This is a genomic window from Serratia sp. TSA_198.1 (assembly GCF_052686505.1).
The window spans coordinates 214,559-229,958 of the sequence record NZ_JBQZFP010000004.1; the positions used below are offsets into that span (position 1 = coordinate 214,559).

Annotated in this window: 10 protein-coding genes; 6 read left to right on the forward strand and 4 right to left on the reverse strand. The window is 54.3% G+C overall.

Annotation, left to right across the window (positions count from 1 at the left end):
* Nucleotides 1-125: 125 nt before the first annotated feature.
* From ACUTSW_RS18300 to ACUTSW_RS18315, 4 genes are read left to right on the forward strand one after another with little or no spacing between them, the layout of a single operon-like run.
* A complete protein-coding gene (locus ACUTSW_RS18300) occupies nucleotides 126-551 on the forward strand; it encodes a hypothetical protein (protein ID WP_445585028.1) in 426 nt (141 codons plus the stop codon).
* Nucleotides 548-1,060, forward strand: a complete 513-nt coding sequence (locus ACUTSW_RS18305) for a hypothetical protein (RefSeq protein WP_445585029.1) — start codon at nucleotides 548-550, stop codon at nucleotides 1,058-1,060. The genes ACUTSW_RS18300 and ACUTSW_RS18305 overlap by 4 nt, the downstream gene beginning before the upstream one ends.
* 17 nt (nucleotides 1,061-1,077) lie before the next feature.
* Nucleotides 1,078-2,451, forward strand: a complete 1,374-nt coding sequence (locus ACUTSW_RS18310; protein WP_445585030.1) for a pyridoxal phosphate-dependent decarboxylase family protein — start codon at nucleotides 1,078-1,080, stop codon at nucleotides 2,449-2,451.
* A gap of 45 nt (nucleotides 2,452-2,496) precedes the next feature.
* The gene (locus ACUTSW_RS18315; protein WP_445585031.1) at nucleotides 2,497-3,150 is read left to right on the forward strand and encodes a hypothetical protein; all 654 of its coding nucleotides are present in this window, start codon (nucleotides 2,497-2,499) and stop codon (nucleotides 3,148-3,150) included.
* A gap of 69 nt (nucleotides 3,151-3,219) precedes the next feature.
* Here the strand turns inward: ACUTSW_RS18315 and ACUTSW_RS18320 are convergent, their stop codons facing one another.
* From ACUTSW_RS18320 to ACUTSW_RS18335, 4 genes are all read right to left on the reverse strand, one after another.
* The gene (locus ACUTSW_RS18320; RefSeq protein WP_445585032.1) at nucleotides 3,220-3,948 is read right to left on the reverse strand and encodes a 4'-phosphopantetheinyl transferase family protein; all 729 of its coding nucleotides are present in this window, start codon (nucleotides 3,946-3,948) and stop codon (nucleotides 3,220-3,222) included.
* A 70-nt stretch (nucleotides 3,949-4,018) separates the two neighbouring features.
* Nucleotides 4,019-4,939, reverse strand: a complete 921-nt coding sequence (locus ACUTSW_RS18325) for an efflux RND transporter periplasmic adaptor subunit (RefSeq protein WP_062868677.1) — start codon at nucleotides 4,937-4,939, stop codon at nucleotides 4,019-4,021.
* Complete coding sequence (locus tag ACUTSW_RS18330; RefSeq protein WP_062868676.1) at nucleotides 4,936-5,655, reverse strand: ABC transporter ATP-binding protein; 720 nt, start codon at nucleotides 5,653-5,655, stop codon at nucleotides 4,936-4,938. The genes ACUTSW_RS18325 and ACUTSW_RS18330 overlap by 4 nt, the downstream gene beginning before the upstream one ends.
* 8 nt (nucleotides 5,656-5,663) lie before the next feature.
* Entirely contained in the window at nucleotides 5,664-6,791 is a 1,128-nt protein-coding gene (locus tag ACUTSW_RS18335) for an ABC transporter permease (RefSeq protein ID WP_006328034.1), read from the reverse strand.
* 648 nt (nucleotides 6,792-7,439) lie between these two features.
* Between ACUTSW_RS18335 and ACUTSW_RS18340 the strand changes: the two genes are divergently transcribed.
* Complete coding sequence (locus ACUTSW_RS18340; protein WP_063200404.1) at nucleotides 7,440-8,435, forward strand: DUF6347 domain-containing protein; 996 nt, start codon at nucleotides 7,440-7,442, stop codon at nucleotides 8,433-8,435.
* Nucleotides 8,436-8,571: 136 nt separating this feature from the next.
* Complete coding sequence (locus ACUTSW_RS18345) at nucleotides 8,572-15,318, forward strand: SDR family NAD(P)-dependent oxidoreductase (RefSeq protein ID WP_445585033.1); 6,747 nt, start codon at nucleotides 8,572-8,574, stop codon at nucleotides 15,316-15,318.
* Nucleotides 15,319-15,400 lie beyond the last annotated feature (82 nt).

The window sequence follows — 15,400 nt, forward strand, 5'->3', positions numbered from 1 at the left end:
CTGGGTATTTTTATAATTAACGTTACCGACACCTCTGGCTTGATGATTTTTTTAATGGCGCTCTGGCGAGTTTATAATACGTCACCTATAACTTACCGAGTAATTTTATTGGTGGGACGCTAAGTATGCTATCAATTCCAAGTGTATTAATATCCAACAGACACAGTATATTATTAAAGGATGATGTCAGATTGTTGCTCACGGCGCTCGAGGGCATTGAGGGAAACTTTCTGGTAAATATGGAACCTGCGTGCCGACAGATATTGAAGTTTTTAAATCACGAGGTGGCGAGGGCGGAAAGGGTCAGTAATGAAGTCTTCAGTATTTTTGATGATTACTTCGGTATAACACGAACCTCGGATCGGCCCTTGGATGTTTATATTTCATCAGGCATTCATTGTGCATTGCTTTTTAGTGAGGAAATAAAGGTGTCTGAAACGGCACTGCGGATTGATGAGCAAGAAAGATTATTGCAAGGGATACATGAAGCACTGTTAATTGGCGTTGATTACCTCAGTGCTTCAGAACAGCATGTCAGGGAGCGGATATGAAGAGTCCAGAGTTAATCCGTTGGAAGGTCGGGCATAAGATTTTCACCCTTTTTATTCAGGCGGCCTTGTTGGCATTGCATAATGTTGAAGCGTATTTCCTGCAGGGTAACAGGCATGAGGGTATTCTCTCACTGAGAAATGCGGCCAATATGATGAGAATGTCGGCGCTGGCAATGAAATACAGCGCTGACTTTCAGAAAGGAAAGTATGAAAGCATTATCCGGCCCTCTATGCCCGAGAGGTTCAGCGGGTTGGGGAGTATGGATCATGCTTATTTAATTAAAGTCATGGCACGCATAAAAAAGAATAAAGAACGAATGCGGGATTTTTTTGGTGAGGAATACGATGATTTTGTTGCCTCGGTACAGCAAGCCTACGATGCCCACATTTTTGTCTGCGAGCGCTTTGTGGAAAACCAAAATAGCCTGAGAAGTACAAATTTACACCCTGCGGCTGAAGTGCTCGCTGAGTTTAAAATTAAACGTTTGTCTTTTATTCAACCTAAATGATCGGGGGTAAGGAAACCATGTTTAATCAAGAGGAATTGGCCATATTGGCCAGACAGCTTTCCGCCCTGGAGGCGAGTTTCTCCCTGTTGCCTGAGTATAAGGAAAATGAAGCCTTGGCGCCGATGGAGGCTGTATTGAGTGAGCTATCTTCAAGAATGGCCGATAATTACCCCTATTTTCACCCCTTTTATTTGGGGCAAATGCTGAAACCTCCTCATCCCATTGCGCGTCTCGCTTATTCCTTATGCCTGTATATCAACCCTAATAATCATGCACTTGATGGTGGAAGAGCCACCTCGGCGATGGAAAAGGAAGCGGTTGCCGAAATAGCCCGCATGTTTGGCTGGTCCGAGCATCTTGGCCATCTGACCAGTGGCGGGACTTTTGCCAATCTGGAAGCGCTCTGGATTGCCAAAATGCTGCGTCCAGGGACGACGGTGGCCGCTTCAGAACTGGCGCATTACACCCATGAGCGTATTAGTCAGGTGTTGGGCATGGGGTTTGAAAAGATCCCCTGCGATGCCGCCGGGCGGATGGATCTCGTCGAGCTGGAAGCGAGGTTGCAACAAGGCAATATAGGTACCCTGGTCGTGACATTAGGCACCACCGCCGCAGGAACGCTTGATCCCCTGGATGCCATTCTCGCGCTAAAAAGAAAGTATCACTTCAGAATTCACGTCGATGCCGCCTATGGAGGCTATTTTTCTCTGTGCGAGGGGCTGTCGGTGGCGAGTCGGAGTGCGTTTGAGGCCATGGCGCAAGCGGATTCTATCGTTGTCGATCCGCATAAACATGGCATGCAGCCCTATGGATGCGGCTGTGTCTTGTTTAAGGACCCAGGGGTAGGAATACATTACAAGCACGATTCGCCATACACCTATTTCAGTTCGGATGAATTGCATTTAGGGGAGATCAGTTTGGAATGCTCACGGGCAGGCGCATCGGCCGGCGCGCTTTGGGCCACCCAAAAACTGCTGCCTTTGGTGGCGGGCGGCACCTTTGCTGCTGCGCTTCAATGTTCCAGGGACGCCGCCATGTCACTGTTCCAGTGGTTGGAGGAAGAAGCGGACTGCGTGACGGTTTTGGAGCCCGCGCTGGATATTGTGCTGTGGTATGTGGCTGGCGCCAGTGCCCAGGCCAGTTCAGCACTGTCGCAAAGGGTGTTTGACAAGGCCGCTGAAATGAATCTCCATCTGGCATTGGCACGCGTTCCTAAAAAATTGCTGCGGGATAAAATCGCGCCGGACAGCGCATTTTGGGATGCGGAGTCGGTATTGTGTTTACGGGTATGTCTGATGAAGCCGGCGCATATTGCCTGGTTGCCGCAGATTAAAACGCACCTGCGGGTGGCGATGAATGAGGCAGTCAGGACACCGGCGGAAAAAGCATAAATCATCAGTTGGGAAACCGTATTAAACCTTACAGGAGTTCAATGTATGACAGCAGATCTTCAGGCGCGTTTTGCTTATAGCGTGTTGGATGAGACTCACGCCGGACAGACTATTGCATGCCTGTGTACGGTATTTAGCGCTCAGGAACCGCTGGGGAGGGCGATAGGCATATCGTCAGACGAGTTGAGGCCTTTCGTAACGGATTTGGTTCATCACGCGATAAAAAACCAGCTGTCTTGGGTGGCAATAGAAAAAACGTCATCCCGGTTGGTGGGGGTAAGGATATTGACGGATTTTCATAATGACTTTATCCCCGGCGATTATGAAAGCCAAAAGTTGAATACCATCTTCACTTTTCTTGATTCGCTTTATGAGTTTCAACACTCTGACGAGGAAAACGAAAGTAAACCGCTGCTGCATTGCTGGATGACCGCAGTGTTGCCGGCATTTCAGCGGCAAGGGATTTTGCGAAGCCTTTATCGGGCGGCGAGTTTGTCGGCCATTGAAAAGGGATTTAGATTTGGTATTTCGGAGGTGACCAGCCCGTATAACCTCGCTTTTCTGGAAAGCGACGTGACCGTGAAGAAATTGAATACCCTTCATTATACGCAATATCAAAAAGACGGTGTTTTTCCTTTTTCATTGGCTGAAGACAGCGAGCTGTGCGTGTTATGCCGATATCCCCTGGTAGTGCGATAGCCCTTTTCCAGGGCTGTGGATGATTGTCGGGCCGATGGCGGAAACGATGCGTGGATCGCCGACGGCCGATCAGTGCGCCGCTGGCGCCAAAATCAGGGTGATGACTTCGCTGTCGCGGACTAAGTAACGGCCTCTGACGCGATATCCGGCGGGCAGCCTGGGGGCCAGCCTCCGGGTCAGTTGTAAAGTAAACGCGTTCTGTTGCGGATTAAGTTCACATAGCCAAGCGGCTTCGAAACCAAACATATGCTGAACCTGCGGGAAAAGTGCTTTAAATAAACTTTCCTTGGCGGAAAAAGTGATCAGCAGCGCGGTTTCGTAGGGAAGCGGGCTCTTGGCCAGCAGCGCACGTTCATCGGACGTGGTAAAGGTCGTCGCGATTTCTCGCATAACTTCCGGCTGGAGCCGCTCAATATCAACGCCCGGATTGACGCGATAACGCTGAGGAGAAAGCACCGCGATGGCCCATTTGCCGGTATGCGAAATACTGCCGCACCAGCCGGCTGGCCAGACCGGCGCACGATCGGGGCCGACAGCAACGGCATCGCGGCAGCCGGCATTCATCAACAGCTGACGCGCGGCATAACGCCCGGAAAGATAGTCGGCCCGCCGTTTCGCCACCGCCGAACTCAGCACGCCCGGCAAGGGGATCGACAGTTGGGCAAACAGCGCATTGTGGTAACCGCAGCCATCAAATTCCACAAGGCATGCCGTAACGGCGGGAACATCGGTGACAAAGCCCGTGCTCTGTTGGCGTATAAAAGCGGAGGCGATAAACGCCGTTTCAAAAGTAAACATATGCCCAGCGTAATACGTTTATAGGCGGACATCGCAACCGATGCCCTTCGGCGCCTGGCACCCCATCAGGTTACCCCTCGCGTGCCGTCGCGTCGGGTTTATCCGCCGGCAAAATACGCACCAGTACGCGCTGCCCGATACGAATCTGCGGCGCATCCAGGGTCAGTACGCATTCAATAACCCGCGTATCCTGATTCACATTGGGGTCGTCCGTGGGTTGTCGGGCGCCAAACACTTCGCTCAGGCGCAAGACCTGCGCTTTATAGATGCGCTTATCGTTATTCTCCAGAGTGACCTCCGCATGCTGTCCAGGCTGAACGGCGTTAACGAAAACGTCCTCCAGCTCGGCGCGTACGATGCGTGGTGCATTGGGGGCCAGCATAAACAGCCGGGTCACATTCAGCGTGGACGCGCCTTCGCCCGGTTTGGCGTCGCGTTTGACAATGCGGCCATCCGCCGGCGCAACGACCAGATATTTTTCCACTTCCAGCTCAGCGGCTTTGACCCCCGCGTTTGCCGTTTCCAGCGTGGCTTTCTTCATCGCCAGCTCGCGCTGTTGCAGTGCCATTTGATCCGCTGCGTTGTCATGCTGCTGCTCGGAAATCACCGTGGTATTCAGCTTTGCCAAGCGGTTGAACTCCCGTGTCGCTATTATCAGCTTCTGCTGTGCCCACTCCAGATCGCGCACTGCCTCGATTTGTTGTTTGATCTTGATGTTTAGTGCATCAAGCGCTTCGTTATCTTCGATGCGCGCCAGCAGTTGGCCTTTTTTTACCACCGCGCCTTCTTCTACCAGAATCTCTTTGATAATGCCGGGGCGGGGGGCATCGATACTGATTAAGCCGCCTTCGATGCTGATATAGCCTTTAGCCACGGCGGCCCAAGGGGAGGGCGTGGCGGTGGCGGCAGCGGCGAGAGGGGTGTCATCGCAGCCACTCAGGCTCAGAGCCAGAGACATTGCCAGTAAGCAGAGACGCAGGACGTTTTTCATAGGGTGCACGATCTCTCAGGAATAGGACGAGTGTCGTCGGTTATGTGTCCATCTTCGATGGTAATTACCCGGTCAGCATGATCGATCAGGCGGCTGTCGTGGGATACGGCAAGCACGGTGTAGCCTTTTTCGCGGGCGATATTGTGCAGCAGGTCCACCACGGTCTGCCCGTTGTGCTTATCAAGCGCGCTGGTGGGTTCGTCGGCAAACAGAAAAGGCGGATCTTTTACCAACGCGCGCGCAATCGCCACGCGTTGCTTTTCTCCCCCGGAAAGCTCGGTTGGACGCAGGGTTTTGCGCTGGCTCAGGCCAACGATGTCCAGCGCCTCGCTTGCCCGCCGGGCGGCTTCTTTTTTCGGGACTTTCGCGCCGTAGACCAGCGGCAGGATGACATTATCCAGCGCGGTCATCGCAGCGAACAGGTTAAAGCCCTGAAACACGAAGCCGCAGTTCATCAGCCGAAAATATTCCAGCTCATGGCGCGACATGGTCGTCAGCGTTGCGTCATTAACCTGTACGCGACCGCTATCTGGGCGCAGCAGCCCCGACAGAATCGCCAGCAGCGTACTTTTTCCGGAGCCCGATGGCCCGATAATCAGGGTCAGCTCCCCATTGAAAATGCTGAGGTCAACATTCCTGATCACCGGCTGTACGATTTTCCCCACGGTGAAGCCGTGGGAAATCTGCTCGGCCAGAATTGTGGCAGTTTTTTTCATCGTATTTCTCAGCGTAGTAACGTAAAGGGTTCGGCACGATTAAGCGCGCGCAGGGCAGAAAGCCCGGAGAGCAGCGTAATGATCATCACCAACAGCAGAATGCCGGCAGCGGCAACCAACGGAATGGTAAAGGTGACATAAAACAGCTCAGCCCCGGCGGCGATAAGCACGCTGACCAGTGCGGCAATGCACAATCCCACCACGCCAATCCAGAAAGATTGTTCCAGCACCACGGCGCGCAGGGATCCGGACGATACCCCGAGCGCGCGAAGCGTGGCGTATTCGCGCAGTGCGGAAACAATAGCCGCCATCAGCGTCTGGCTGGTGATCACTACGCCTACGATAAAGCCAAGCACGGAGGAGAACAGGAATCCCCCGCCCGCGCCTGATTCAAACAACCAGTACGCGACCGATTGAATGGAAAATTCCTCGGTGGTCCAGATTTGGTAATGGCGAAACGAACCGTGCGGCTGGAGCCGATCGCGTACCGCCTCAGCCTGCGTCGGGTCTTTTATTTTCACCAGGAAGTAGTCGACGTCGTTATTGAGCAGGCTCTTATCGATGGTGCGTGCGGTGGTGAGTGAAGAGATGACGTTGGCGCCGCCCATGGAGCGCATCCCTCTGACCGTCCCGGCCACATGTACCCGCTTGCCTTGCAGTTCGGTATAGTCGCCCACTTTCACGCCCAGCTTGTCGAGATCGCTTTCATCAACCAGCAGATTGCCGGGCACCCGCAGCAGCTGTCTGAGTTGGGGGTTCAGCAGGCGTGAAAATGTCATGGATTCTGCTTTTGGATTGATGCCTATCAGGGTGGCGGAGATGCGACCGCCGGTCGGTCGTTTCCAGTCAGCCAGCGTCCAGGTATAACGTTCGACGTCGATGACGTCGGGATCCATGCGCAATTGATTTTCAACTTTTTCAGGAATGGAGCGCGGCTGATCGACACTTTGCGTACCGGGAAACCCAACCCATAAATCGGCAGAGGAACGATCGATATAAACGCTGACGGCGCTGAACATGCCGAGCAGTAATCCAAACTGAATCAGCACCAGTAATCCTGCAAAAGCCACGGCTAGCACGGCCGGTAAAAACCGTCGCCACTCGTAAATCAAAATAGCTCGGGCTAATGAAAACATAGGGCGGCTATTCCTTACCAGATAATGGGCCTGTGTCATAACAATGGGGTGATGTAATTAACCGGACAGGCGGCGTAGCGCGTCTTTCGGTTAACGCATGAATGAATTAATTCCCCTTCTAATTATTTTTAATTAATTAATTGGCTATAATTTTCTCCGCAATGCCTAATGGCAGGCCATATTTCCGCCTGCGTTGATAATAAAAAATACAGCGCTCGGACTATCGCACTTGCGATTTGTTTATGTAAAGGCCTTTTTATGAATATTTAATGAACCTAATGTCTTATTTTTGAAGTTGGTCAATAAAATGCGCTATCTATTTGATTTTAATGGTTAAGTTTGTAAGGTGTAAAATTCTGTTTTTCTGTTTTTATTGGGTTGTAAATTCTAAAAAAAAGAACAAATGCAGATTTATGTAACGATTTGGTCAAGTTAAATCCAGCTAAGTGATTAATTTTTAAGTTGATAGTCTTTTTTGGTTTCTAAGATTACGCTGACTATCGGTTAAGTTGAAATATAAGCTTTAGGCATGTATACCGTTATTTCATAAATTTGATGTGATATTATTCCCCACATAATTCATATGCATTCTTTAACTTGTTTGTAACACTTCTTTGTTTGGCTATATATGGCGGGACTGGGTTCGTTATGACGCACATTTCTACGTATAACAGGTTGTCTGGGGCGGCTTTCATGAATGTCGCCATTCGCAGTGCACTGGATTGTCTAATAATCGGCGGTATTTTTTTTTACGTTAATCCGTCGGGGGGATTTACTTCTGTAGGAATTTTCCTAGCCTTGTTCCCGCTGGTGGCGATTATTTCCATCTCGGGTGAGGTTGTTTATGATCTCCTCAAAGGGTACGCAACAGAAGATTATGCTGTTCATCGCCGAACGTCTGAAGACATATCGCCTGCGGGCTGGGGGGAAACGCTCTGGGGGCGAATCGCCGGCTGCGCGATACTGCTGGCGCTGATTACCGTGCCACCGCTTTATTGGTTGCTACAAGCGTTTTCACCCGAAGGAAAAACGTTAACGGGCTGGGTGCTGGGTGCGGTCTGCCTGGTGGTTATCGCGGCGTGTTGCCTCACCCTGCGTATCGTCGGCGATCGGATTATCGACTGGTATGTCGGGCGGCTGGCCATGCCGCAGCAGGAGGCCAGCAAAGAAGCCAGCGACAGATTTATGGTCTTTAATTATTTTCTTCCCTGGGCCGTGATCGCGGCAATCATTGCCGGCCTGCTGTCGTGGGGATATTTTTCACCGAGAAGCGAACAGGCTCCCGCCTATATTGACGTTGCAGAAATGGCCTTCAGCTGCGGCGGAACCGCCTATATTATTGCCCTGTGGATCGCCTATATCACGCAAAAACAGGCAACCATCGATATTAGAGCCCATTTATTACGTTTCGACGACGATGACACTCTGGATGAAGGAACGATGTATTTTCTGATCCATGCATGGAGTGGCTGCATTATCGTCGCGATTTTCATCATTAGTCGCTTTTTTTCCTGGGCATCTTTTACGCCGCTGCAGGTGACGCTGATTGACGCACTGGTCGCGGCGCTTAGCGCTATCGTAGGTGCGCTGGGGGGATTGCTAAGAGCAAGGACCAGTTTGTTAACGCAGGAACTCAAGAAATAATAACGTAAAGCTTCATTCACTTTATTGAAATAAAACAGCGCTTATTACGCTGCCAATAATGGCAGTGATTGTACTGTGCCCGTAAGAAAATTATGGGCGGGACATGGGGTCCATTCATCTGAATCGCGAGGAATATATGTCAGAGACATATCTAACGCATGGTCAGAAAACACATGGCGATATTGCTATTGTCGGCATGGCCAGTCATTTTCCTGATGCATCTAACCTGCATGAATTCTGGGAAAATATTACCAATAAATGTGATTCGCTAACGGATATCAGTTCAATGTCCGACGCTGCATATTGGCGGAAAGAGGATTTCTACGATCCGGATGCGACGGCTGCGGATAAAACCTACGGCTATAAAGCGGGTTTCGTTCCCGCGATTGAATTTGATCCTGTCGCATTTAAGATCCCGCCCGCCATTATGGACTCCATCAGCACCGCCCAACTTTTCTCGCTCTATATGGCAAGGCAGGTGATGCAGGATGCAGGGCTGGCGGATAAAAAAGACGCTCAGGTCGATCGCGACCGTATCGGCGTCATTCTGGGGGGAGGAGGCAACGGCAATACCTCGTTCTCGCTGGCGGCGCGTCAGCAGGCTCCTTATCTGCGCGAAATCATGATCAAATCCGGCCTTTCCACGGAAGTGGCCGACGATGTGATCGCCCGTGCGCATGAACTCTACCTGGAGTGGAACGAAGACAGTTTTCCCGGTTTTCTGGGGAATGTCGCCTGTGGACGCATCGCCAGCTATTTTGATCTTGGTGGCACGTCATACATGGTTGACGCCGCCTGCGCCAGCAGCCTGGCGGCGATCAAGGCGGCGATAGGCGAGCTGAATTCCGGCAGCTGCGATGCGGTATTAACCGGTGGCGTTAATCTTGAAAACTCGGCCTTCTCGTTTCTTTGCTTCAGCAAAACGCCCGCGCTTTCAAAAAGCAATCGTTCGCGTCCGTTTGATCGTGACTCAGACGGCATCATGCTCGGCGATGGCGTTGGGCTGCTTGTATTGAAGCGGCTTGAAGATGCCGAACTGGCTGGCGATCGCATCTATGCGGTAATCAAATCTCTTGAAGCCTCCAGCGATGGCCGGGCAAAAAGTATTTTCGCTCCACGCTACGAGGGGCAAATCAAAGCGCTTAAGCGCGCCTACGCCAGCGCGGGTATCCTGCCTGGCGATATTCAACTGATTGAGGCGCATGGCACGGGCACGGCATCTGGCGATGGCACCGAACTCAAGAGCCTGCGCGCGGTATTTGACGAGTATCGTCTGCCGGCGCATTCGATTGCCGTCGGCAGCGTAAAATCTCAGATCGGGCACACCCGTTGCGCGGCGGGCGCGGCCTCGATGATTAAAGTGGCGCTGGCGTTACACCACAAAGTGCTGCCGCCTTCCATTAATGTCCAGCAGCCGATGGAAGCGCTGAGCGTTGAAGATAGCCCGTTTTATCTCAACAGCGAGACACGGCCCTGGCTGCGCCCGCTTGACGATTCGCCGCGTCGCGCAGCGTTAAGCGCCTTTGGTTTCGGCGGCACTAATTTCCACGCCATTCTCGAAGAGTACGAACAGGATGCGCACGGCGCTTACCGGTTGAACGAGTCGACCTACACCCTGCTGTTCAGCGGCGATAATGCCGACCAGCTTTTGCAGCGTTGTGAAACGGCGCTGGAGAGCTTCAGTAGCGGCTCGGCCGCGCGGGCTTTGCGGCTGCATCTTGCCGCCCAGGATATCAACACGCTGGAAGCGCATCAGGCACGTTTGTTGCTGGTCGCTACCTCGGCCGAGCATGCCGGGCAACTGCTGCAAACCGCCGTAAAACAGCTGCGAAATAATCAGGACAAGGGCTGGGAGCACCCGCAAGGCATCTATTTCCAGCCGAAAGGGAAGGCTCTGAGCGGCAAAGTCGTGGCGCTTTTCCCGGGGCAGGGATCGCAGTATGTCAACATGGGACGTGAAGTCGCCATCGATTATCCAGAGATGCGCCAGGCGCTGGAAACCTTGGATAAATTTGCCGCTGATGTGCGCGGTCATGGCCTGTCAGACATTGTTTATCCGGCCCCCGCATTTTCGGATGCCGAACGCGACGCGCAGCGGGAGCGTTTAACGGATACCGCCAACGCGCAACCTGCCATTGGTGCGGTTAGCGCGGGTTATTACGCTATTTTGAAATCCAACGGCTTTACGCCCGATTTCGTCGCGGGCCATAGCTACGGCGAAGTGACCGCGCTATGGGCGGCGGGCGCGCTTTGCGATGCGGATTTTTATCGCGCCTCGCTGGCTCGCGGTATGGCGGCAGCTTCGGCCGTCGCGCAAAACGAGGGCGACGGCGGTGCCATGTTGGCTGCCGCCCTGACGGTTGAGGCATGTGAAAAGCTGCTGGTGCGCTACCCCGATATCGTGCTGGCTAACGACAACTCACCGGCCCAGGTGGTCTTGGGCGGCGCCACGGCGCGCATCCACGCGCTGTACGACGAACTGAAAGCCGGCGATGTTCAGTGTCGTATTTTACCGGTTTCCGCCGCGTTCCATACGCCCTTCCTGCAGGCTGCCTGCGCGCCATTCCTGGAAAGTCTGTCATCCATCCGCTTCGACACGGCGCACTGCACCGCTTTCTCAAGCGCATCTGCGGCACCCTGGCCTGCCGACACCGCAACATACGCGGAAACCCTGGCCCAGCAGATGATCATGCCGGTTCGTTTCCGGGAAACCATTGAAGCCCTTTATCAGCGCGGCGGACGGCTGTTTGTTGAAATCGGGCCGAAAGGGGTGCTGGGAAAACTGGTGGCAGACATCCTGAAAGGGCGTGAACACACGCTGATCTCACTGAATACCGGCGATTCGGGAGACGATCGCCTTCAGTTGGCCCGTGCCCAGGCTCGGTTATTGGCCGAGGGGGTCAAGCTGAACGCCCTGGATCGCTACGTGCGCCCGGCTCCAGAGCAGGATGATCTTACCGGACGTTTGAGTTGCCGTCTGAACGGCGGCTTTTACCTGTCAGAAAAAAACCAGCGTCGGCGGCAGCATGCGCTGCGTGAAGGTGATACCGAAGTGGTCGAGAGCTTCATCCGTGCGCGACAGGGTGCAGCGCTGCCCGCAGCCCCCGTGACTGCAGCGGCGAAAGCGCAGCCTGCCGTAGCGCCCCTGCCTGCCGCGGTGGTGTCACCCCTGTTTCAATCCACCAAATCCAACACGTCGGAAGCCCTTCACAAGCGAGATCAAGCTATGGAACAGATTAATCAGCGAGTTGAAAGTAACGATAACACCCCGTTGAATGGGGTTCTGCAGGCTCAGCAGGTGATGAGCCAACTGCATCAGCAGTTCCAGACCAATCAAAAAGAGTATATTCAGCTACTGGACTCGCTGCTGAATAAGCAGTACGCGCTGCTGGAAAACTTCCGCGATCACCAAAACTTACCGACGATCCTTGCCAGCCTTGGTCAAAGCGTGCAACTGCTGGATAAAAATCTGGAGTTGTATCACAGCAACCATGAGCGCTATTTCTCGACTCAACAAAGTCTGTTCCAGCCGGGCCAGGCGCCGATGCCTGTTGCGCCTCGCGCGCTGAACATGCCGGTGCAGGCTTACCCTCAGGCCGCCGTAGTGTCCGTGTCGCCTGTCGCAGCGCCTGTTCATCCTGTTGCGGCGCCGGTCAGCCTCTCGGCACCGCGTCCTTCCGTCCCTGAAATGCCTGCCGTAGCCAAGGCACCGCCAACCCCAGCTCCGTCAGCGCCTGCACCGCAGGCGGCGAAACCGACCGCCAGCCCAATGTCGCCGGACGTTGAAGCGCAGCTTTCCCGCTTTGCCAGCATTACGGAGGCCGAAATCACGGCGCGGCTGGTCACCATTGTCAGCGATCGCACCGGCTATCCGCAGGACATGATAGACGCGAACATGGATCTGGAGGCCGATCTTGGCATTGACTCCATCAAGCGCCTGGAAATTTTCGGTGCCATGTTTGACGCCTTCTCCGCCGATGCCGGCATCTACCACGACGCGTCGAAAAATAAGGACCTGGAGACGTTCGACATCGAGGCACTGAGCAATGTTCACAAAATGTCGTTGTTCTTCAAAGAGATGATTGATGAAATCATTGCCGATATCCGTCGCAAGCAGGGCCTGGATGAAGGGGGGGAAACGCCGGATACCGCGTCCTCTAAAGACTTCTTTACTGAAGATAATCAGCGCGAAAGCGAAGCGGAGTTGCCTGCGGATGCGTTGCGCGCTTCCGAAGATATCGGTGGCGACGCCAAACTGCGCACGCTCGGCTTTGTCACCTCTACGGTAGACGTCGCAGAGGTTGAATCGGCAAAAAAGTCTTCAACTGAATCGCAGCAGTATGTGGCGCCTGCGGTTCAGTCTGCAACAGAAGAAACAGTAAGCGTAAAGCCGCATACACAACGTTTTAGCGTGACTTCGCAGCCCCTGCCGACGCCGGATTGCGATACGCAGACTTTTGCCGTTAAACGTCACTGGCTGATTGTCGATGAAGGAAAAACGTTCATCGATGACGTAACGAAACAGCTGACGCAACGGGGACAAACGGTCTCGGTGCTGGCGCTGCATTCGGCCGCCGCCAAAAATAAAAAGCAGGGGAAAACGCAGCACGTCTACAGCCTCGCTCATCCGAATGAGGCGACGCTGGATACCGCCATCACGGAAATTGAGCAGGCTCGCGGTGCGTTAGACGGCGTGATCTGGCTGCAGGCCACGCGCGAAAAAGTGAAAAAGGTTACCGACGTTTTCAGCGCCAATGGCTACCGTTCGCTGGAAACCGCCTTCCTGTTGGCGAAGCGGCTGCAGGAGAGCCTGAACCGCGGTGAACAGCACCCAGGCTGGTTCTTTGTGGTCACTCGCGGTGACGGTCAGCTGTCCCTTTCAAGGGCAGGCGGTCTCTCCGCCATGCTCCCGGCGGGCATTAGCGGGCTGACCAAATCGCTGAATATTGAATGGAAAACGGCATTTTGCCGCACGCTTGATATCGACGCCGGGCTGAAAAGCGGCGAGGCGGTGAGCATTCTGCTGGAGGAACTCCAGGATGCGCGCCGCGATCTGGCGGAGGTCGGGCGCAGTGCTCAAGGCGAACGGATGACGCTGGCTTTGAGCGCAGCGCCGACGGCGAACGAAGAAACGCCGCCCGACGTTAGCGAGCGGGATGTGCTGGTGGTCACCGGCGGCGCACGCGGGATAACCGCAAAATGCGTGATTGAATTGGCGCAGAGCAGCCAGGCTCATTTTATCTTGCTTGGCCGCACCGACATCGATGCACCGTTGCCGGCGTGGGCGCAGGGCACAGCCACGGTAGCGGAACGCAAGGCAGCGGCGATAGCCCAACTGCAATCTGAAGGCGTGCAACCAACGCCGGTAAAAATCGACGCCATGCTGAGCGGCTTGCTGCATAGCGACGAAATCAACGCCACTCTGCACCAGATTGCTCAGGCTGGCGGAGAGGCGATTTATCGCCACTGCGATATTACCGATGCGCAACAGGTTGCGGCGGTACTGAACGAGGCGCAGCAGGTTGTCGGCCCCATCACCGGCATTATCCACGGTGCGGGCAACCTGGCCGACAAGCGCATTGAGAAAAAAACGCTGGGTGATTTACGTTCCGTGTTTGACGTGAAGGTCCGAGGGCTGGAAAACCTCTGCCGCGCGCTGGATATCACCGGGTTAAGGCACGTGATGCTGTTCTCTTCCGTGTCAGGCTTCTTTGGCAACGCCGGCCAAACGGATTACGCGATGGCCAACGAGACGCTGAACAAGTTTGCATGGCTGCCGCTGCAGGCGGAGGGGCAACCGACAGTGCGCGCCATTAATTGGGGCCCGTGGGACGGCGGTATGGTGAACGATACGCTGAAGCGCGCCTACGATACCCATAACATGGTGATCATTCCGCTGGAGACCGGCACTGAATTGTTTGTGCGCGAGTTCACGGACGCGGCGCATCCTCAGGTCATCATCGGCGGAGACAACTATCGTGCGAAACGGCGCTTGACGGCGCTCGCGGAAGGGTACGAAGTCACGCGCCTGCTCCAGCCGCAGAACAATCCGTTTTTGCAACATCATGTGATCAACGATAACCCCGTGTTGCCTGCCACCGCAGCCATCGCATGGATGACGCGCGTCTGTGAAGAGCGGTTCCCGGGCTATCAATTGCGGCGGGTCAGCCACTTTACCGTCCTGAAAGGCATCGTGTTCGACGGCAGCGAAGCGGAGCGTTATCGCGTGAGCATGACGCCTCATGCCGGCGACAGGCCTGACGACGATCATCTGGCAGTCGATCTGATCATCAGCAGCCAGCAGGAGATGAAGCACTATCAGGCCACGCTGTTGCTCGCCCTACAGGGAAGAGAAGCGCAGTTTGCAGAATTGCACGGGGATCTCGACGTCGCGATCCCGCTGGCGGTGCCGCTTTATGGCGATATGACGCAGGGCGCGCAGCTGTTTCACGGTAACGCCTTCCGCGGCATTCAGCAGGTGGTGCACATCGATGAGCAGAGCCTGATCCTCAAATGTCGCTTACCGTCGCTGGCGGCCCGGGAGCAGGGGCAGTTCCCGGCCAACTCCTTCAACCTGTTTATTAACGATGTCGGTCTTCAACTGCCGCTGCTGTGGTTGATGCAGCAATCGGACAAGGCGGGGCTGCCTGCGGCGATAGGGGCTATCGAGCAATATTCGCCGCTGGATTTTGACCAGACATTCTATGCCTCCATGCGCATTACCAGTCAGACGGCAACCCTGCTGCTGGCGGATATCACTTTGCACGACAAACTGGGCAACGTTTATAGCCGGTTTGAAAAAGTGAAATTCACCGTCTCCACCACGCTTCGGTCGCTGTTTACCTGCACCGACGCAGCGCTGGAAAAAAAAGAGCACCGCTAAACGGCGCGCTTAACCGCTGACGATGTTCATCCGGGCGCGGTTAAGCGCCCGGCAACAGGCTTATGTTCAGGAGTGGCTGGTA

Bases quoted from the DNA above. Each gene is read 5' to 3' on its own strand.
- ACUTSW_RS18340 (WP_063200404.1), top strand. From the start codon at position 7,440: ATGACGCACATTTCTACGTATAACAGGTTGTCTGGGGCGGCTTTCATG.
- ACUTSW_RS18325 (WP_062868677.1), bottom strand. From the start codon at position 4,939: ATGAAAAACGTCCTGCGTCTCTGCTTACTGGCAATGTCTCTGGCTCTG.
- ACUTSW_RS18335 (WP_006328034.1), bottom strand. From the start codon at position 6,791: ATGTTTTCATTAGCCCGAGCTATTTTGATTTACGAGTGGCGACGGTTT.
- ACUTSW_RS18300 (WP_445585028.1), top strand. From the start codon at position 126: ATGCTATCAATTCCAAGTGTATTAATATCCAACAGACACAGTATATTA.
- ACUTSW_RS18310 (WP_445585030.1), top strand. From the start codon at position 1,078: ATGTTTAATCAAGAGGAATTGGCCATATTGGCCAGACAGCTTTCCGCC.
- ACUTSW_RS18345 (WP_445585033.1), top strand. From the start codon at position 8,572: ATGTCAGAGACATATCTAACGCATGGTCAGAAAACACATGGCGATATT.
- ACUTSW_RS18320 (WP_445585032.1), bottom strand. From the start codon at position 3,948: ATGTTTACTTTTGAAACGGCGTTTATCGCCTCCGCTTTTATACGCCAA.
- ACUTSW_RS18315 (WP_445585031.1), top strand. From the start codon at position 2,497: ATGACAGCAGATCTTCAGGCGCGTTTTGCTTATAGCGTGTTGGATGAG.
- ACUTSW_RS18330 (WP_062868676.1), bottom strand. From the start codon at position 5,655: ATGAAAAAAACTGCCACAATTCTGGCCGAGCAGATTTCCCACGGCTTC.
- ACUTSW_RS18305 (WP_445585029.1), top strand. From the start codon at position 548: ATGAAGAGTCCAGAGTTAATCCGTTGGAAGGTCGGGCATAAGATTTTC.